The sequence below is a fragment of the cyanobacterium endosymbiont of Epithemia clementina EcSB genome, from assembly GCF_029919255.1.
In the GTDB taxonomy this organism is placed as follows: Bacteria; Cyanobacteriota; Cyanobacteriia; order Cyanobacteriales; family Microcystaceae; genus Rippkaea.
Genome location: NZ_CP123991.1, coordinates 2045586 through 2066569, shown reverse-complemented (window position 1 = coordinate 2066569; position 20984 = coordinate 2045586). Strand labels below are relative to the sequence as shown.

General features: G+C 33.5%; 9 protein-coding genes. 4 read left to right on the top strand and 5 right to left on the bottom strand.

Features of this window, described 5'->3' with window-relative positions; all coding sequences use genetic code 11:
* Positions 1–1405 precede the first annotated feature (1405 nt).
* The 4 genes from P3F56_RS06785 to P3F56_RS06770 all read right to left on the bottom strand — a co-directional run bounded on the left by P3F56_RS06785 (position 1406) and on the right by P3F56_RS06770 (position 9776).
* A complete protein-coding gene (locus tag P3F56_RS06785; protein WP_281152150.1) occupies positions 1406–4525 on the bottom strand; it encodes an efflux RND transporter permease subunit in 3120 nt (1039 codons plus the stop codon).
* A 93-nt stretch (positions 4526–4618) separates the two neighbouring features.
* Complete coding sequence (locus tag P3F56_RS06780) at positions 4619–6088, bottom strand: efflux RND transporter periplasmic adaptor subunit (RefSeq protein WP_281152149.1); 1470 nt, start codon at positions 6086–6088, stop codon at positions 4619–4621.
* A gap of 2950 nt (positions 6089–9038) precedes the next feature.
* Positions 9039–9269: a hypothetical protein gene (locus P3F56_RS06775; protein WP_281152148.1), complete on the bottom strand. Its 231-nt coding sequence runs from the start codon at positions 9267–9269 to the stop codon at positions 9039–9041.
* A 294-nt stretch (positions 9270–9563) separates the two neighbouring features.
* On the bottom strand, positions 9564–9776 hold the full coding sequence (locus tag P3F56_RS06770) for a hypothetical protein (protein ID WP_281152147.1): 213 nt from the start codon (positions 9774–9776) through the stop codon (positions 9564–9566).
* A gap of 1892 nt (positions 9777–11668) precedes the next feature.
* On the opposite strand from P3F56_RS06770, the gene P3F56_RS06765 reads away from it, so the two are divergent.
* The 4 genes from P3F56_RS06765 to P3F56_RS06750 all read left to right on the top strand — a co-directional run bounded on the left by P3F56_RS06765 (position 11669) and on the right by P3F56_RS06750 (position 17828).
* On the top strand, positions 11669–13867 hold the full coding sequence (locus P3F56_RS06765; protein ID WP_281152146.1) for a lytic transglycosylase domain-containing protein: 2199 nt from the start codon (positions 11669–11671) through the stop codon (positions 13865–13867).
* Between the two features lie 1250 nt (positions 13868–15117).
* Positions 15118–16149: a hypothetical protein gene (locus P3F56_RS06760; RefSeq protein WP_281153750.1), complete on the top strand. Its 1032-nt coding sequence runs from the start codon at positions 15118–15120 to the stop codon at positions 16147–16149.
* Between the two features lie 348 nt (positions 16150–16497).
* Entirely contained in the window at positions 16498–17199 is a 702-nt protein-coding gene (locus P3F56_RS06755) for a helix-turn-helix domain-containing protein (protein WP_281152145.1), read from the top strand.
* A gap of 227 nt (positions 17200–17426) precedes the next feature.
* Positions 17427–17828 (top strand): hypothetical protein, encoded by a 402-nt coding sequence (locus tag P3F56_RS06750; RefSeq protein WP_281152144.1) that lies wholly within the window; start codon positions 17427–17429, stop codon positions 17826–17828.
* A gap of 89 nt (positions 17829–17917) precedes the next feature.
* On the opposite strand, the gene hypE is transcribed toward P3F56_RS06750, so the two are convergent.
* A complete protein-coding gene (gene hypE / locus P3F56_RS06745) occupies positions 17918–18964 on the bottom strand; it encodes a hydrogenase expression/formation protein HypE (RefSeq protein WP_281152143.1) in 1047 nt (348 codons plus the stop codon).
* Positions 18965–20984 lie beyond the last annotated feature (2020 nt).

Below are 20984 nucleotides of genomic sequence, written 5' to 3'. Positions count from 1 at the left end.
GATCAAAAAATAAATTAATTATGATAGATTTGCTGTAAGGATAAAAAACTGTCTGCCTAAAGATAAATCGTTCTCAAATGAGATGTAATTAATATAAAAAAACAAAATAGCTATATTTTAGAAAATAATATATACCAAAAGCTAAAAACAAAAATTATTAAATGATGACAGTAAAAACATAGCTAACATACATGGAGTGCGTAAAAAAATAATAAAAACAAGCATAAAAAATGCAACTAAATAATTAAAATCAAAAAACTTAAGATATTGAAATTATTATCATTTAATTACATCTATGTAATTAAATGATAATAAATCTGTTATGTATTGTTAGTCTATTTATAGAATAAAATAAACGTAAAAATTATGGGAATAGGAAAAATAGCTGCAAGTTTTTTTAAAAAAATAACCTTAAAAAAGTAATATTAAATGTCAAAAAAAATATAAGTTTGTTGCTATTTAATTATTAAATACTCAGTTAAACAATTAAATATAAATCATAAATTCAAAGAATAAAAAAAATAATTTATTAGTAAAAACTACTTATTTGCAATAAAATCTTATAGCTAAATAAAAATAAATACATTATTGTTCAGTATAAATAAATTAAACTAAGGAAATAACACATCTATAGCTATCTTTATAGATGTGTTATTTAAAATAGTAATCTATATCAATTTTTAATACGAGTTAAAGCTCGATTTCATAACTATTGAAGTTAGCTTATTGGTGTCATAAGGCTGATTCATTGCATCCCAAAAGCTTTAGTATAATTAGGTGTGTAATCATTTCTTCTTGCTAAAGAACAACTCAAGAAATAGTAGAAGATATTAATAATAAATTGCAGTTTATCAAAAAAATAACTTATTGATTCAGAAATTTTGTCAATTTTCAACTTAAAGTTTCTTGACTTGGCATTTTACTAGTTAAATCTACATCATCAGTTCGGTATGACCATGAAGTTACTTCGTAAACTTTCTTTGATTTAAACGATTAACGACTAAATTAAACATTTAAGAAATCAAAGTGTTTGGAACTTTTTTTACCTTTTTGTCCAACTGATTACTTGTATATATTTACCGGAAAAATCATACCTTGATTTAGGGTTAAAAGATAAGCTAGCCTTGAGCTCCTGCTGTTTTAAAACAAATTACAATTTTTAGTGTTGGCAGTTACCATTTCAAATAATCATTAACTTTATCGTGTTTTGACTTAAATATTGAGAATAAAAATTATGTTTTAAAATTTCGTTGTACTCAGGTTACAAAAATGCGTAGTACTATATCTTTTTTATATCACTCTTGGTTATTTTAAAGAAAGCATTTAGTTAACGACAAATCAGTATGTTATCCCAGTCTGACAGAAAAGGGTTGAATCCAATCGGTAAGCACTACCTACTTAATATTTATTGTTTGTGAGATAAAAATTCTTCAATTCCTATTTTGATAACTATATAGAGAATAGGAACTAAAAATAAACTCAAAAAAGAAGCAATTAACATTCCGCCAAAAACTGCTGTTCCTAAAGATTGACGACTACCAGAACCTGCTCCCGTGGCAACTACTAGAGGAAAAGTTCCTAATAAAGTTGAACAAGCTGTCATTAAAATCGGTCTTAATCGCTCCTGTGCTGCTTCAACTGCCGCTTTAACAATAGATAATCCTTGATCGCGTAATCGGTTAGCAAATTCTACAATTAGAATTGCATTTTTACTGGCTAATCCAATCAACATCACTAATCCAATTTGACAGTAAACATCATTAGAAAGTCCCCGTAACCATTGAGCTGTTAATGCTCCCAATATTGCCAAAGGAACGGATAAGATAATAATCAAAGGATCGACATAATTTTCGTACTGGGCCGCTAAAACTAAAAATACAAAGAGTAATCCTAAGCTGAAAATGGTCGGGGCTAATCCTCCTGATTCTATCTCTTCTAAAGAAGTTCCTGACCATTCATATCCGAACCCTTGGGGAAGAACTTGTTTCGCTGTATTTTCCATGGTTTTAATAGCTTGTCCTGAACTTACTCCAGAGGTAGCCGATCCATTGATTTCTACCGAACGATATAAATTATAGTGAGAGATGGTTTGTGCCCCAGTACTCGGAGTAATAGTAACTAAATTCGACAGAGGAATCATTTGATTAGTAGCTGAACGAACGTAAAGTTGTTTAACATCGTCAGGATTTGACCGGAATTGCTGGTCAGATTGCACATACACTCGATAGGTTCTTTGTTGTAAGCTAAAATCATTGACATAACGGGAACCCAAAGCAGTTTGTAGAGTGCTAAAAATATCATCAATAGAGACTTGAAGAGAGTGTGCTTTATTTCGGTTAATTTCAATTAATAACTGAGGTGTATTGGTAGAAAAACGACTAAAAACTCTAGTCAAATCTGGTTTTTGGTTAGCCTGTTCTAGAAACTGTATCATCACCCCGACCAAATCGTTTAAATTGTCACTACCGCCAAGATCCTGTAATTGAAAAGTAAATCCCCCAAAATTGCCTAAACCCTGGATAGCTGGTGGATTAATCGGAATAATTTGAGCTTCAGGAATTTGAGAAAAAGCCCCCCAGAGTCTGCCGATTACTGTTTGGGCAGAATGTTTAGGACCTTTACGTTCGGCAAAGGGTTTGAGAGGACTAAAAATAACCCCTGAATTAGTACTATTGCCACTAAAGGAAAATCCCCCCAGAGTAAAGGTAGCTTGCACTTCAGGTTGAGCTAAAATAATTTTTTCAATTTTGCTAATTACCTTGCTAGTATATTGTAGAGATACCCCTTCAGTCCCTTGAATAAGGGTGATAAAGTAGCCCTGGTCTTCGTCTGGTATAAAGGAGGTAGGGATATAAAAGTAAAGCCAAGTCGTCACTCCAATTAAAAGAATAAATACTCCAACTACGAGACTTTTGAGATGAGAGAGTCGTAACAGTAATCGCCGATATCTTACTGTAACCCAATCTAAAATACGATTAAATCCCGCAAAAATTGCCCCAACCCATCCTGAAAATCCTTGTCCTCGGCGCAAGATTAAACCGCATAAAGAAGGGGTCAAAGTTAAGGCTAAAAAAGTAGAGATGACGATAGAGAAGGCGATGGTTAAAGCAAACTGTCGATATAATGCCCCTGTTGTCCCAGAAAAGAAAGCCACCGGTACAAATACCGCCATTAACACTAAGGATGTGACGATGACTGCCCCTGATAATTCTCCCATAGCCTTACTTGCCGCCTTTTGAGGTGGCACATCTTCATCCTCAATATACTTGCTAATTTGTTCAACGACGATAATGGCATCGTCTACTACAATGCCTGTCGCTAAGGTAAGGCCGAATAGAGTCAAACTGTTAATAGAAAAATCAAAAACTTTAACAAAAGCAAAGGTTCCAATTAACGCCAGGGGAATAGTTAGGGCAGGAATTAAAGTTGTTCGCCAATTTTGGAGAAATAAGAGAATGACAAGGATTACCAAAATTACTGCTATTAACATCGTTTTAACTACTTCAGCTAAGGACTCTTCTATAAACTGAGTAGTGTCAAAAGCGATAGTGTATTGTAAACCTGGGGGAAAAAATGTTGCCAATCTATTCATTTCTGTTTTAACTTTTTTGGCGACCTCTAGAGCATTTGCCCCTGTAGACGGATAAATTCCTATTCCTACTGCAGATTGTCCTCGAAATCTCAGAAAAGAGCCGTAATCTTCTGCCCCTAATTGTGCTCGTCCTACGTCTTTAAAACGAATTAATGCACCATTTTCATCAGTTTTTAGCAATAAGTCATTAAATTCTTCAGGATTTTTGAGTTGGCTAACTGCTCGTAAATCAAGTTGGTATTCCTGACCAGGAGGGGCTGGTTCACCCCCAATTTTCCCTACCCCTACTTGTAAATTTTGCTTTGATAAGGCATCAACTACATCTTGGGTGGTGAGTCCTCGACCAGCTAAACGGACAGGATCAAGCCATAAACGCATGGAATAGCGACGTTCCCCAAAAATGCGGACATTCCCTACTCCATTGAGACGTTTGAGGGAGTCTACTAAATAGCGATCAGTGTAGTTACTTATAAAAATATTATTGTATTGATTGTTATCACTGAATAATCCAACTCCCAATAAAAGATTATTAGAATCTTTAGTGACTTGTATACCTGTACGTTGAACATCTTCAGGGAGTCGAGATTGAACGATTGAGACTTGATTTTGAACATCAACTGCTGCTAAATCTTTATCCTTTTTACGATTAAAAACAGCGGTAATATTGCTAGTGCCACTATTACTACTACTTGAGGTTAAATACTTAAGACCTTCAACCCCATTTATTTGTCTTTCCAAAATACTGGTAACAGCATTTTCTACAACTTCAGCATTGGCACCACTATAGGTAGCACGAACTTGGATTTTAGTGGGGCTAATATCGGGGAACCTTTCTATGGGTAAGTTGAACAAGCTAATACTTCCCACCAAGAAAATAATTAAGGCGCAAACAGTAGAAAAAACAGGGCGTTTAATAAAAAAGTTAACAAACATAAGATTGTTTGGCTCAAAAGCAGAGGATTAGAGGCAGAAAATTAACTGGTTAGCATAGACGAATATCAACTATTAATTATTCACTTTCGCTATCTATTTGCTATCTAAGGGTTGAATAACGGCCCCGTCTCTTAATCGAAGAATTCCGGCGGTGATAATTTTTTCTCCAGCTTTAAGTCCATTGAGTACCTGATAGTTATTACCTTGTAAACTACCAAGGATAACTTGTCTTTGTTTAGCGACTAATTTAGGCTTATCAGACTTAAAAGATTCATCAACCTGAGCAACAAAAACAAAGGTTTGTGCCCCCAAATGAGACACAGCGTTTGCGGGAATTAATAAACCAGGGCGTTTGTTCCAAATTATTCTAGCTTCAATAAATTGATGGTTAAGTAAGTTTTGTTGAATGTTATTAAAAGTTGCTTTTGCTAAAATTAATTGAGAATTAGCAGTTACATAGGGAGAAATAAAGCTAATTCGACCTTTTAAGGTTGGTTTTCTCGAAAGATCTAAAATTTCTACTGGTAAGCCTAATTGTAGTTGAGGAACTTTTTCTAGGGGAATAGATAAATTGAGTTCTACAATCTTATTGGCGGTTAAGGTGGTGAAGATATCCCCTTGTTTTATATAGTCCCCTACTTTAACTGGTATCTCCCCAATTATGCCGGATATAGGAGCAATAATTCTGGTTTTATTGACGTTAACTTCGGCAATTCTTACTCGTGCCAAGTTTTCTGCTACATCGGCTTCAGCTTGGGCGATTACTTCTAATCTCGCTCCCCGTTTAAGTCTTCTTAAATTTTGCTTGTGTCGTTCCACCACCGCAGCTAATTGATTAATATCAGATTGACGATTTTCGATCAGTTGAGCCAAACGACCTTTAGCTTGTTCAACTTCGGCTTTGGTGCTACGGGCTTCAGTAGTGTATTCTTGAAATTCATCGGTGGAAATAGCCCCTTCTTTTTGAAGATTATCATATCGTTTAACTCGTTGTTGAGCTAATTGTGCTTTGGCTTCGGCTTCTTCGAGTTGAGCTTGGGCTTGAGCGATTTCCTCAGGTCTGGCTCCTCCTTGGGCATTAGCCAAACGAACCTCAGCTTCTTGAAGACTAGCTCTAGCTTCGGCAAGATCTTCGGAACGGTTCCCTGCTTGCAGTTCTGCTAATCGCGCTTTTTCTCTAGCTAATTGGGCTTTAACTTCAAGTAATTCTGCATGCCAGTTGCTGCTATCTAAGTCGATAATTAATTGTCCTTGTTGAACATAATCACCTTCTTGAACTAAAATTTGACTAATTCTTCCCTCTATTTCCGGTTTAATGACAACCGCATCCCTAGCTTCAATAGTTCCGATAACTTTTGAGGTATCTTGAATTGTTTTTTGGGTAAGGGTAAGCAATTTAACGGGTGTGGGAAGTTGAGCCGCTAAAGACTCTAGGTTTTCTTGGGTTCCCCGACTGGTAAGCCACAACTTCATCCCTAACCCTCCTCCCATAAAGAATAAGAGTAAACTCAAAATCATAGGCCAACGCCTTAATTTTGGAATAAATTGCTTGGGATTAGACATCTTTCTAGAATAGGTGTGGGAATTAGTTTTTGCAGGAGACTTAGGGGAAGTTATTTAGATTAACTTTTACTAATAGCCAATTTTTATGGATATTCTTTGCTATTTTCCACTATATTAGTGTTATGTTGCAATGTTGGAGTTAGCCACTCCCAATTTTTTACTAAGTTAATCTGTCCATGGTTATGGCTTGAAGCAATAACTAAAATCCTCTATGAGTATTTGTATAAGCGTGAATCATGGTGTGAGCTGTTGTTTATTGAAACGCTTAGAAGAACGAGGGCTTCTATAGTGACAGACTCCGTAAAAGACAAGGAATCATCCCGCAAAATTTATAGCTTGACTGATAAGAGACGAAGGTGATGATAATAGAAAATCAAAAACCCTCTCAAGTAGAGTTGAGTTTATGTTCGTTCTCACTTAACGATTAGGTTTTTCCTTTTTAGTTATCTTGAGTTATTCAAAAGACTGTTTTTTTGAGAAAAAAGGTAATATTAACATGTTTTTTTATAGAAAATATGTTAATACAAGTAGTTTATAGAGTAGTTCTGTCAATTTTTTGTTTGGCAAATGTACCTTGATTTTACAAAAAAAATATATTAAAAATGGATAAATTGCTTTTTAATATCCACTTAAATGAGCTTTTTTAAAAGTTTATTTAAGTGGATTATCTCTTAATAAATTGAGTTTATACAACTACTAATCCAATTTATTATTTTGTACATAAATGTTACATCTAATTTAGTTTTTTTATCAGTGAAATAAAACTAAATAGTAAAAAAATGGTTAAATTGAAGTATGTAAGCATTCTCTTTTTTAAAGAAGTACAAAACATTAGCTTAATAAATATACCTACAATTTAGTTACTTATTGAAGTCATTTTTTAAAAATATATTTTATTTAGCCATAAAAAACGTCAAAAGTAACTAATTACTAATTGTCCGTTTTATACAATTTGGTATTTGATAGATAAAATCTAATAATGAAAAAAACTTGAATATTTTTAGCGGCTTTTATCGTTGTTAATAAGTGACAACTATAAAAGCTCAGAGTAATTTGTCAAAAACAAAAAAAAGAAAATGTTTGAGTAAAATAGAATAAATCATTAGAGTATTCCGTAGTTCTTAATAGAGAGACTATTTATAGTAATTTTTTTAAAAATTTTATCTACCAAAAATAGCTAGGTTTTATTCAAAAATATTTGCGAATTATTATTTTATTAAAATTAATTAATTAATTAATTAATTAAAGGTGTTGATATTTGAATATTATTGACTGACAAAGAATTATATAAATATAATTGTAGTTTTCATATAAATCGATATTTATTTTAGTAATAAACTGATAAAAGAGTAAGCCAATAAAAATTTGTAAAAACTCTAATAGAGTACTCTTGATTCTTGAAAAAAACGACAAGCAACCAGGTTAAAATGCTGAAAATCATCTATTTAATAATAGTATTTTCTCTTTGAGAGATTGCATTATTTATCTTCTAAGATAAATAGTATTGTTATTTATCGGCGTAGGTTTCTACTTTATCATATATATGATTTAAAATTTCCAAATTTTTACTGCTACTCAAGAATAAATCATTCTAATTTAAGTTCTTTAAAATTCTTTGCTAGTTAGTCATCTTAACTATGCTTTACTTTGATATTCTTTTGATTCTGGGGTTTTCCATTTTTTTATCGAGTAATTAGCATGGTTAAGATTGGTTCGGTTAATGATATACTTAACCCATCGATTATTATTGTTACTGCTATCGTTACCTACTATAAACTCCAACTCTGTCAGACATTTTTAGAGTAATAGAGGATGAAAATATTTCTATTACAGAATTTTATCGGAATTTTGGAAAATAAACTTATAAACTTGTTTTTTTCTCATTTTAGCCTTTGCTACCGCTATTATCTTTCCTTAGTTACCAGGATTTAATTCTTCAGCTTTCCAAGAAGTTCCGATGTCAATTGGTATGTTAGTCACCTTTAGAGGGGAAATACCATTACTAACTTAATTAGGGTCTTCATTGTTATTTACACTCATGGGTCTCAAATTTATGAGCGCATTGGAAACGTGTTGAGTTAGTCTTGGAAAGAATTATTTTATTCACGCGAATTTGCACTAACGCTAGCGATCATTATCGCCATTTCCAATACGATAATGATCGCTAGTAGTGCTATCGACTATACAGTAACTTTAAGAAATATTGGCAACCCCTTAATTCTTAATTAAGATCATATTTATTCTGAATAACATCAAAACGCTCAGAATAATTGTTGTACGAACTGTCGAGGAAGCCCAATTTAGATAAATAAAATGGCAATTTTCTGCACCTTTGACCCCACTGCTGAGAGTTTAATTGCACTAGCTCTATCTTTTGTTCTCCTAGAAACTTTTCGAACTTTACTTAGCTTAAACAAAGTTTTCTCCTACTTAGATTTGAAAAAGACCCTTATAATGAGGAAACAAAACTCGTTAATCAAAGTTCTTATAACCAACTATACCAAAACTTTTCGGTACCGATTTGCGATGACTACTTCCACGCCTGCAATGCAGGCTAGCATAGTGTTGCTTATGTATATGCAACTATTTAGCCATTATGAAAATTTTTAAGATAAACTTCTAATCTGTCACCTCAGCTGTTCATCATCTCAATAGTTAGTTAATACTGCTTGATAAGTAAGAAACAGTCCCAATCCGTGAGTTTAGCTTAGCAAAATGGAAAAAACAGCTTTTATATTCGTACCGTAACCCTAAAATAAGTAGTTTACATTCACAATAGCTTACTACCCATCTTCTTTCTTTTTATAATTTGGCTGGATTTCACTCATCTAAAATCAAAAAGCAAACATGATTGATAGCTAAATTCTAAAAAGAAACCTGTTGTTTGTTTAGGGACACTCTATTCCTAATTAACCGTCTTATGGAATTGTCTTAGCATCATGCAGAGATGCTAAGACAATTCCATAAAAAATCGCGTTGAATAGGAGCCACTTTCGTTAACATTGTCAGGGTTAGATACCATGGACAACCAACCAATACTGGGAATATAAAAATCAAGCCGAACATAATTATAATCGGGTGTTAAGGGAAGATTGCGAGTTAGACGACAAGCCGGACACTTATAACTTCTCATCGTACGACAGGCAATTCCATCGAGTCGGAACAATACAAGTAAACGCATATTTACCTGATGGATTTATCCCCCGTCTCAAGGCAATATTAGGGTTATCAATATGGAGTTTAATGCCATAGAAAAAGTAATTGTAGGCATAGTTGCAAGTACTATAAACTTTTCAGGGGAGATTAGTTTTTCGTTCAGCCGTCTCAGCAGTAGCCCTTTTGATCATATCAGTCTCCATGGCTAACTTGTCATCATCAATAAAGATAACTTCGCCATAGTCCAGGAGAAATTCTGGTATATTCTCAAAGTTTTGGGCAGACTATACTTGAGACTGAATACTTCCATTATTACTTTCTAGCCAAAAATACAACGAGTATGTTCTGTGAGGATATCAAACTTAAACACCGCCACCCGTTGCCCATTTTCCACTACTTCTGTAAACTGGACTCCGACCGCTTCAGCCTGTCTAACTTTCTGGCGATGGGTTTCGGCAGGGAGAGCAATGCGCCATTCTAAATTAGTTAACTTAATAAGATCAAAGGGGGCTAATTCTTCGACATAAGACATTTTTATAAGATAACAATTAGACAGAGCGTAGTGACTTTCTATTTTCTCCTAAAAATAAATGGAAGAGATAAAGCTTTGATTAACATAGAGAAGTTAATGGTTATGATCAGCGTTAGGATTATCCTGAATATAGGGTTTATAATTAACATAGGCCAAATCGAAGTATTTTGTAATCTAAATAACTTCTATCAAAGACTTGAATAGCATTGTTATCCTGTTCTTCAATTGACAGTATTTCTGAGGAAAAACGATGTAAATATCATTTGATAAGAGGGAAAGTTATGACCATTATAATTAATCTTTTTATTGTCCAAAATATTTAAATTTTTAATCAAATTACTTTGTCGTTTTTTTGCTAATCTACAAAAGAGAAATTACAGAAATTAGTTTCATCGATTTTGCTCCGATAGGAGTCTTTCATTAAACTCTCAGTAGAGTACACCAAATTATAAAAATCTAATTGAATAAGACCAAAATTTTTAAAGGTAACATTAGGAATTGAAATTAACCACACTTGATCATAAACCACCACGGCAAATCATTAATTTTTAAATTAATTACCGGTAACATAGATGACTCTAAACCTGTTTCTGAGGTAACATAATATATCATGAAGTAAATAATTTACCGAATAATATCTAGCTTAATAACTCTCTAAAAAGCTTTATTAACAGGCACTTCAATTAATTACTAATCATCAACAGAAGATGAAACAAAAATTTAGTGAACCCGATTGGTGAAATGATTGACGATCAACGTAAAACTATATTTCATATTTGATATTCGAGAAATCAAAGTGTTTGCAACTATCTTGTCATTTTTTTATCTAAATTTACCTATTTTTTAAAAAAAATAAATAGAAAATTAATTTTAAATTACCTTTTATTATGTATTTAAAATACTTATAAAATTCTACATTTACTAGTCAATAGAATCGTCAATTCTATCATTTTTAAACTTATTTATTAAAAATAATAATTATAGTTTCTAATACTAAAATACTCATATTTACTAAGTACTGAACCTTGATATAATTTCTACTTAAATGTTATCCACTATAGGAGTTATATATTAATGAATAATATCAAATATTAACTGTCGAAATAGATAAAGTGCTCACTATACACTACAGTAACTTAAAATTGTTTAATAAAGATAAAATCTATTAGAAGATAAGGCAGATTTTAGTTAAAAAACTCTAAAATAAAGCAAAGATAAACTCTTTAGCCTTCATTAAGGCTAACTTAATAAAAGTTGGCAAAGCACTAAAAACATCTTAGATTAAGAATTGCAGCCTTAATGTTAAAATTTAGCGGTTAAACACTAAATATAGAGCTCAAATGACTTATACTTGTTCATCTCTTTGTAGAGATTTTTATGACTGTCTTTTATTCTAAAAATCTCCTCTATTTTATCAGGTTTCTACATTTTTAAGGATCACTTTATGTTTTCAGACAGTACTTCAATTACCCGGGAATTAATTATAAGTATCCCAAAACAAAGTCTGTCCCAGATTCTAAGTATGGGCAAACTGTAAGGGTTAGCCTTCAATAGTGTTGTACTGAAAGTAGAGATTTTCTGGCTTAACAGTTTTGTGAAGATACGCGGTATAATCGCCCAATTTACTTTTAAACTCCAGAAAATATCCTGTAAAACTTTTATCGGGAACGCAGATAAAAAGCCTGTAGAGAACTGATGACAGTCCGTTCTCTACCCACTATTCCCAGTAACTGAACAGAGTTACTGAGAATAGTGGGTCTTTAAATAAACAAAACTCGGTGATCTCATTGAGAGATGCACGGCAATAATAGATAGATAATCTCTATGCAAACGTCCCCAAATAAACCAATAAGGGTTAATAATATATATTTAACTGTTGTTCGGGGAATGGAATGCTCAAGTCACTCAAACAAAAAAACTTCCTCTTTGTTGGTTTAGGAATTCTAGGAATCACCATCGTTGGAACCATTCTCCTAGTTCCTAAAACAGTAGAATGGTTCGAGCAAAGGCAACAAACACAGATTGAAGAAGCTCTCAAAGAAGATCCTAATAAACCCTCTATTGTCCTGACTTTAGCCGAGATTTCCTCAGAACAAAGACAGCAAAAACTGCAAGAAATTGCTGAGTCTGATACTCTCTCTTTAGAACGCAGTCGCGGTCGTTATTTATTGGCGATTGATTTACTTCAAAAGTATGAAGGTGGCCCGGCTTTACGTCAACTTGAAGGATTAGACAAAGAATATCCTGTCCTAATTCCTTATATCCTCCTCAAACGGGGACGGGGTTATGAACTTACCAATGAAATAGATAAAGCTCAAAAAGCCTGGAAAATGCTGGTTGAAACTTATCCCGATGTTTTGGTTGCCGCAGAAGCACTCTACAAATTAGGAAAATATGATTCCCAATATTGGGAGCAGGCGATTGAAAAATTTCCTCAACATCCCAGTACTCAAAAGATTATCCATCAACGTTTTCAAGAAAACCCGGAACAACCTCAATTGTTAATTCTATTGGCTAAATATGATGCCAATACCACTAAAACTAACCCGATCCGTGATCGCTTAGTTCAAGACTATGCTAGTCAATTAACTCCCGAAAACTGGCAAGTGATCGCTGATGGCTATTGGACAACTAACGACTATAATAAAGCCGCCCAAGCTTACAAAAAAGCCCCGGCTACTCCTCAAAATCTCTATCGCATTGCTAGGGGACAACAGATTCAACCCAACAGTGATAGTGAAAATGAGGTAAAGGCAGGCTATCAACGCTTATTATTAGAGTTTCCTAAGGCTCCGGAAACAGCAATAGCCCTGAAACGACTCGCCAGACTATCTCAATCTGGAGCCGCCATTAGCTACTTTGACCAAATTATTAAACAATTTCCTGATGAAGCGGGCGATGCTTTATTAGAAAAAGCCAAATTATTAGATGGTATAGGGCGCAAAGCTGAGGCAGCTAAAAGTAGAGAAACCTTACTAGTTCAACATCCTAAGTCCGACGCAACCGCTAAATATCGTTGGAGTGTGGCAAAAACGGCTGCTGAGCAGGGAGATGTCCTCAAAGCCTGGACTTGGGCGCAACCTATCACCAGTAATAATCCTAACAGTTCCCTCGCTCCCAAAGCGGCCTTTTGGGTAGGTAAATGGGCGCAACAGTTGGGGCGATCACAGGATGCTAAAACCGCTTTTGAATACGCTGTTTCTCATCATCCTCAGTCTTACTATGCTTGGCGATCAGCAGTTCAGTTAGGCTGGAATGTGGGAAATTTTAATACCATACGTCAAACCTTACCCACCGTCGCTAAACCTGATATCCGTTCGGTTCCTCCGGCAGGTTCGGACATGTTCAAAGAACTCTATCGTCTAGGACAAGACGAAGATGCTATCACTTTATTTAAAGCGGAAATGAATGATCGCTCTCAATTAAGTGTCAATGAATCTTTTACTGATGCTTTACTGAAACTCGTACAAGGAAAAAACCTACAAGGAATTAATCAAGTTTGGAGTCTTCAAAATAAAGACGGACCTGAATCAAAAACTCAATTACAAAAACTTAGAGAAACCCCAGAATATTGGCATGCACTTTTTCCTTTTCCTTTCTATAAGACTATCATTGATTGGTCTCAAAAACGTAAAATTAATCCTTTGTTAATCACCTCTTTAATCCGTCAAGAATCCCGTTTTGAACCAGAAATTACCTCGCCAGTGGGAGCAAAAGGATTAATGCAAGTGATGCCAACAACAGGTAAATGGGTAGCTAATAAAATAGCCCTGAAAGACTATTCTTTGAGCAATCCTAATGACAATGTTAATTTAGGAACTTGGTATTTAAACCACACCCATGAGACCTATAGTAATAATTCGTTATTAGCTATTGCTAGTTACAATGCTGGTCCTGGCAATGTTTCAAAATGGAGAAGAAGATATCAGGTTAGTGATCCTGATGTATTTGTAGAAAAAATACCCTTCCAAGAAACAAAAAGTTATGTAGAATCTGTATTTGGCAATTACTGGAATTATCTTCGGATTTATAATCCTGAGATTGCCAAATTGTTAGTCCAGAAAACTCAGAGAAAGTTTCTTCGAAAATAAAATTTAAGTATTTTCCAAAGAACTTTTTCTGAGTTAACCTTCAAATATTTAGTTAGGTGTATTTCAGGACTGAAATACACCTAACTAAATATTTGAATTTTTATGTATTATGGAAATAACAGCTCTTCTAGACTGAGTCTAATAAATTTAGTGGCTAATAACTTCCAATACTGAGAGACTTGGTACAGGGAAAAACCGAAAACCGTAGATAGGAGAAAGATAAAGTGAGATAAGCATGTATAGTGAAAAATAAATTTTGGCAGGCAGTATTTTTATACTATTGATTTATTAAACATTCCATGTAACTTTTAATTGAATTGATTAGTTCAATGTTTATGGTTTGATTTAGAGTAGCAACTAAAACTTATTTATGATGATTAAAAAATTACTCAGTTGTTATTTATTATAGTTTAATATTTTCTTGTTTTGTAACGATTACAATAAATATTTATTTATTTTCATATTTTAGACCTTCTCTATATAGTTAGCTATTGTCGATTTGCGGAACTTGTGACCTGAGAATGATGTTGTTGTGCTGTTTTAGACAAACTCACAAAGGATAAATTACAGGAACTAATTTTATCGATTCTACTCTGATGTGAATCTGCCATCTATTTTAGAGTAAAGTATACTTAATTTTTAAATGCTTAGTTGTATGGATCAAAAATTATTTAAAATAATATTAGTAATTTAGACTACATATAATTATATATTACTGGGCTTAATTATGAAATTTTAGGTTAATTATAAGTAACATAAATAAACTTTTAAAAAAAAACAAAAAGATATGTCGAATAAATTAACAGCAATTAATACAAAAAGTATTTTTATATTGAAATAGTTAACAACTAGAAAAAAATATTATTAATATTAAATGTTTAAGAAACAAAAATACTCAACACTGTTTTATTCACTTTTTTGCTGACTAATAGATATTACTTTTTAAACCCTGAGACAAAGAGAAGTTTTTAAAAAGTAAGCTATCTTTGACTTTTTCTATTTTGAAAGAAAGATTAGTCTTGATTCTTGGCGGTTACCATTTTAGATAATCATCAACTTTATAGTATTTTAACTTAGATATTAAGAATAACGACCATATTTTTTAATCTCATCAAACTCACATTACAATTAGTCAATAATTTAACGAAATGCCAATAACTCTCAACTCAGATGATATGATAAAGGACTCTAAAACTCAATTATCATGATTCCACTCATAAACAACTGAATCAGTGACACCTAAAATCGATATGAGCGCTGTTCCTTCTTCTCCTGATAAAATTATCGATGCCCTCGAAACCCCTATAGGATTTAACTTCCAGCTCCCAGATCCTGAAGACGAAGCCATTCAGGATCTGGACTTTCAGCAACAGCTAGATGCTGTCTGGAAGGTTTGTGATCACTTTGACTTACAAACCGATATTTGGCGGGGGCGTATTTTACGGGCTATCCGTGATCGTGAAAAAAAAGGTGGAGACGGCCGAGGGACAGGATTTCTCAATTGGCTTAAACAAAGAGAAATCACTAAAAGTCAAGCTTATGCTCTCATTCAACTTGCTAATAGTGCAGATACCCTGTTGGCAGAAGGACAGCTGAATCCCAACTCCATCAATAATTTTAGTAAACGGGCATTTATCGAAACAGCTAAATCTGATCCTGAAGTGCAAAAATTGGTTAGTGAAGCTGCCCAAAATGGTGATCACATCACCCGACGAGAAGTTAAACAACTCTCTGATCAATGGACAGCTATGAGTTCAGAATTACTTCCAGATAAAGTCAAAGAGAAAGCTTCCGAGGGAATTATACCCGTCCGTAATTTAGTCCCTTTAGTTAAAGAAATGGAAAAGTTACCCGATAGCCACCTCAACGTAATTCAAAAGGAAGTTGCCGAAAGTCCCGATGTTAATACTGTTAAACTTCTCACTTCAGAAGCACGAAATTTGGCAAAATATCTCGATGCGGCCGCCCAAGTACAAACCCTTAAAAATCGCTCAATTGACCTAGAAATGGCGTTAGAAGAGGCATTAAGATTGAATTGTTTGAGTACGACTGCTGATTTGGTCAAACAAGCCACCCAACTTGAACAAACCGTAGTGAAACTCTATACCACTTGGAAGCGAATAGGGAGTCTGGCTGATCGGCTGTATGTGGATACGGGAGCGAGTAATCCTAACTTACGATCAATGTTAACTTGCCTGGAATCTTTAAACAGTGAAGTTATTGAGGTGCAACTAGATGATGCGGGGGAAAAAATAGTCCGTTTGAGAATGATGACTGAATGATAGCGGTTAACCGTGATATTCTTCCCGATAAGTTGCATAAGCTTACAGCGCGGGCTTTACTACCTCACGATAGAACTTAAAAATATGGGTTTTTAGCATTTGATTTCAGTAAGAAAGAACTACTCAATTTGTATTGGTGTTGTAACTTGCTAACATTAATTTTGTGACCAATGATACGGTTTGTCCCAAGATGTTACAAGTCAAAATCTATGAGCTAGAGACAAGACACACAGGCAAAGTTAGGGTAAACTCAAAATGGTCGTTATTCAAAGAATTAGTTGATCCGGTGAAAAAATATTGAGAGTAGGAAAAAAAGAAACGTTATTTATCTAAAAATCTTAGTCTTTTATGAAACAATCAACAACTTATCAAGCCAATCACCACAAGTTGTTGCAGTTAATGCAGCAAGCGCAAATATCTGATTTTAGTCAGTTGACCGAAATTTCTAAGGTTTCCCAATGGCAGTTAAATCGCCTCCTAGTGGGTTTACTGCCTAAAATGTCTATTGAAAATCTATTAAGATTATCCAACGTGTTGAAAGTTCCCATCGAACAATTACTGAGTGAATTTTGTGGAGATCAATCTTTGTTGGACTCCTTAAGCCTTCCCAAACTTGAAACTCAAGCCCTTAATCTATCAGACTTAGAGAAAGTTAGACAAGAATATCAACAATTGCGACAGCAATTAAACGGAGAAAAAGAAACCCTAGAAAAAAACTTTCAAAAATCTAGTTTAGAAGCCCTAGAATCTTGGCTTTTACAATGGCCAACGGCAGCGATGATTGCAAAAAAAAATCCTCAACTCTCTGCCGTGAAACTATTACCTCTAGTTAAACCGATTATCGAGTTACTTAAACAATGGAACGTTGAAACAATTGCAGTAGTAGGAGAAAAAGTTCCCTATGATCCTCTATGTCATCAATTATTAGAAGGAAGTGGTTATGTTGAACCTGGAGAAACTGTCATAATTCGTTACATTGGCTATCGTCATGGGAAAAATTTGCTATATAAGGCAAAAGTAAGTCCAGTCAAGAAAGTACCAGCCAGTTAAAAAAAAATAGTAATTTAAGGTTTTTTTAACAAAAAGTGATCAACTACGTTAATTTAATCTTAATAGGAGACAATTATATCAAATTTACATGACATTGAAATAAAAAATGGTAATTCCGTAACATTTGATACTAACTTTGGTGGACAAATTTTTCTATCCTTATGGTCAAGAAGTTGTGTAAGCATCGTTGTGGTCGCTCTTCTGAGTTAAATTAGTGATATTAATCTATGGCTTCCCAAGCAATCCTCCGTCTCCTCGAACAATATCCGCAACTCGGACCGTTCATTGAAGAAGGTCGTTTTTTGATTGGTTATACCAATGGTAGTGCTAATGGGAAGCAAGTTCCTGTTTTTCTTTTGCGCTCTCCTTGGACTCAGTTTTGTATTCAAGCAATGGCTTGTGATTCACTGATTTCTGGAGCAGTTTTGGTAGTGACAGATGACTCTCAATGGAGTCACGAAAGCAACTGGAAAGCCTATAACTTCACCATGGACAGCCCATCGCCGAAGAGTTCTCGTAGAAACTTTAGACAAAGACGCAGTTTCTCTGCCAAGTCTGTCCCCCCATTGGCAGCAATGGCCGCAGAAATAGCAACCGAAGAAACGAAAAAATCTCCTGTCTTATGTTAGGTTGTCCGTTAATATATCAAAGGGTTTGGGGCGAATAACCGTAGACGTTGACACTCTTCGAGAACGCCCCTGCTCGCATGCTCAGGATATTAACAGATTCTGGGCAATTGCTCTCCGCTTAACATATCAACGATACGACTGGCTCCAATTTTACTCTCTAAAGTAACTAACCCCATGCCTGGTCCTCTTCCTGTAACTTGACCAATAATGCAGGGATCTTGCTGATGTGCTCTCATAATTTTCATAGCAGTATCTACAGAGTCTTGAGGAATAAACGCCACAAACCGACCTTCATTAGCCACATAGAGGGGATCAAACCCTAATATTTCACACGCCCCCTGGACATCTTCACGTACCGGAATAGCGTTTTCTTGAATATTAAGAATAACCCCTGCACCCATTGCAATTTCATTTAGGGCACTGGCTAAGCCGCCACGGGTAAGATCTCGTAGGCAATGAATGTTTGCCTTGGACTCTAACATAGCTAAAACAACAGAATTTAGAGGAGCGCAGTCACTTTCAATGGTCGTTTCAAATTCCAGCCCCTCTCTTACTGCCATAATCGCGATACCATGGCGGCCTAAATCTCCACTGAGCAGGATAGCATCTCCTGGTTGAACACTTTGGGCTGCAATTATTTGATCATGTTCGATTATACCGACCCCTGCGGTATTGATAAATACCCCATCTCCTTTTCCTCGATCAACTACTTTAGTATCTCCAGTGATGATCTCAACTTGAGCAGTTTGAGCAGAATTCTGTAGAGACTGAACAACCTTCCAAAGGATTTCCATCGGCAGTCCTTCTTCTAAGATAAACCCCACACTAAGATAAAGAGGACGCGCCCCACTCATAGCTAAATCATTGACAGTTCCGTTAATAGCTAAACTACCAATATCTCCCCCAGGAAAAAATAGAGGATGAATAACGTAGGAGTCGGTAGTAAAAGCAATTTTATTAGCGTTTAAATCAAAAACAGCAGAGTCATGTGGAGGAGTATTTTGAGTCATATTAAAGACAGGAAAAATCATCTTTTCAAGCAACTGCTGCATCAATTTTCCCCCTCCTCCATGAGCAAGTAAGACTTGAGGATATTGATCTAAGGGGATCGGACAAGTTAGGTTAAAATCAGTCATAAGTGATTAAGAAATCGGTAATCAGAAATTAAGACAAAATGTCAAATATAACGTACTACTTTGCAAGTAACTTTATTACTCAAATAAGCTATAAAAATTAACTCTCTATTTTAGAGAAGGTTAGACAGATTAGTGCTTAACTCAATTGATTAGACTCTTTTAGCCTAGCTATACATTGTAATAAACAGAGTCATAATAAGAGTTTTGCGAGTTATTAGCTACTCATTTAGCAGACACAGTCTCAGTATAGCACTACGCAAAAAGATTAGAATAGTTTCCTGTCCATAAGACAGTAACAAAATAGCAAAAATAGTGCTGCACTTTGTGCTAGCTACTTATAGTTCAAATCTACGCCAAAAAGTCATTTAGGCAGTACAAAAAAGGCAATTTTATTTGTTTAAAATTAGTTCTAATACTTGAAATATTTTAAATATATGCTTAAAACAGCAAGTAAAAAGGAGATTGCCAATAAATCTAATAAACTCAGAAAAGAAGTATTGCAGAAAAAACTAGAGAAAATTTCTCTTAACAGAAGGCTAGATGTAGATGAAGTTAGATTTAATAACCGGATAAACCATCTATATGGTAATAGTCTTATATAAGAAATATTTTAAGTTAGAAAATATAAAAACAAAATAGTCTATCATCAAAATAAAAAAAATTACTATTCCAATTATTAATTGGTTGTCATAGAGATTTATGTAAAGTTTGATTATCTTAAAACTTAACTATTCAATGGGAACCGGAAGAGATCATTATTTTAGATAAAACTAATTTCTATAGGGAAAAGCTTTTAGAAAAGAAAATATAATGAACTGGACGTCAACTATAATATTTTCTCCCTGACTCTCCAGAGCTAAACAAAATTAAGAATTAATAGTTTGTTGTAAAAACTTGAATCAGAAAATATTATCTAAAGTCTAAGCCGTTAGAGAATGTGTAGACACTACTTTCAAAGCTTACTTAACGTTTTTGCGTCTTGCTATAGTTGGACATAAATAAGAAGCACTATGCTGATGTATATTTTAGTTTTAAAAGTGATCGCCACAAAAATATTTAGTTTTTTATTTAGTATTAAATTTAAGTTGACTAACTTTTTTATTGATCTCGAGTTTTTTTTACTTATCTTCCGATAAAAAATCAACTTATGAGTCTAATTTAATAGCTTATTTATTTTTTTATTTTTTATTAAGAAAATGTGTTTGTCTATATTTAGATACTTAAAATAGTTAGTTATTTTAATAAAGCTTGTTTAAAACAGGTAGCACATGCTTTGAAATAAATATATGGGAATGTATTAGATAATTTCCATAGAAAATCATCTAATACATTCGAGTAAATAGATATTAACAAACGTAAAGCATATATTTATTGTCTCTATATTTTAAAAATTAAAATATTAGTTTGTATTTATTGTATTAACTACATAGAAATACTTTTTTCTAATTCTAGAGAAATATTTTATATAGAAGATTATAAATATGTGTATAAAAACTTCTTTTTCAAAAACTTTTTTACTTAATTACATATTCTTTATAGACAAGATAATTCCTAAATATTTGCAAATTTTCTAAATATCTGCTTTTTAAAAATATATATAAATTTTAATATTGACTTTTCTAACTTGCCATATCCATCTTTTTGTCTTATATTTTTTTTCTTAATGACTAGTTATTTAAAATCTATTTACTGAATATTAAACCAATTTTGCAATTTATTTGATTTTCTAATATCTTGTTTTTTGACATTAAATATATGCTTTCCTTGTTGCTTACAATATTTTTTATTGCGAGTTAAATTTGATATTTTTTTAAATTCTAAATTATGTTATTTTAATTTTTAAACAGACTATCATCTAATAATTACTGTTATTAACTGTTTTTTTATTTATTCAGATTAACTATTTATTCAAAATAAAAGCCAAATTTTATCTAACTAAAATTAGTAGATTATGTAAAAGATTTGAATTTAAATTTAATAATTTAGTATTATATATTTTCTATTAGTATCCCTTGATTAT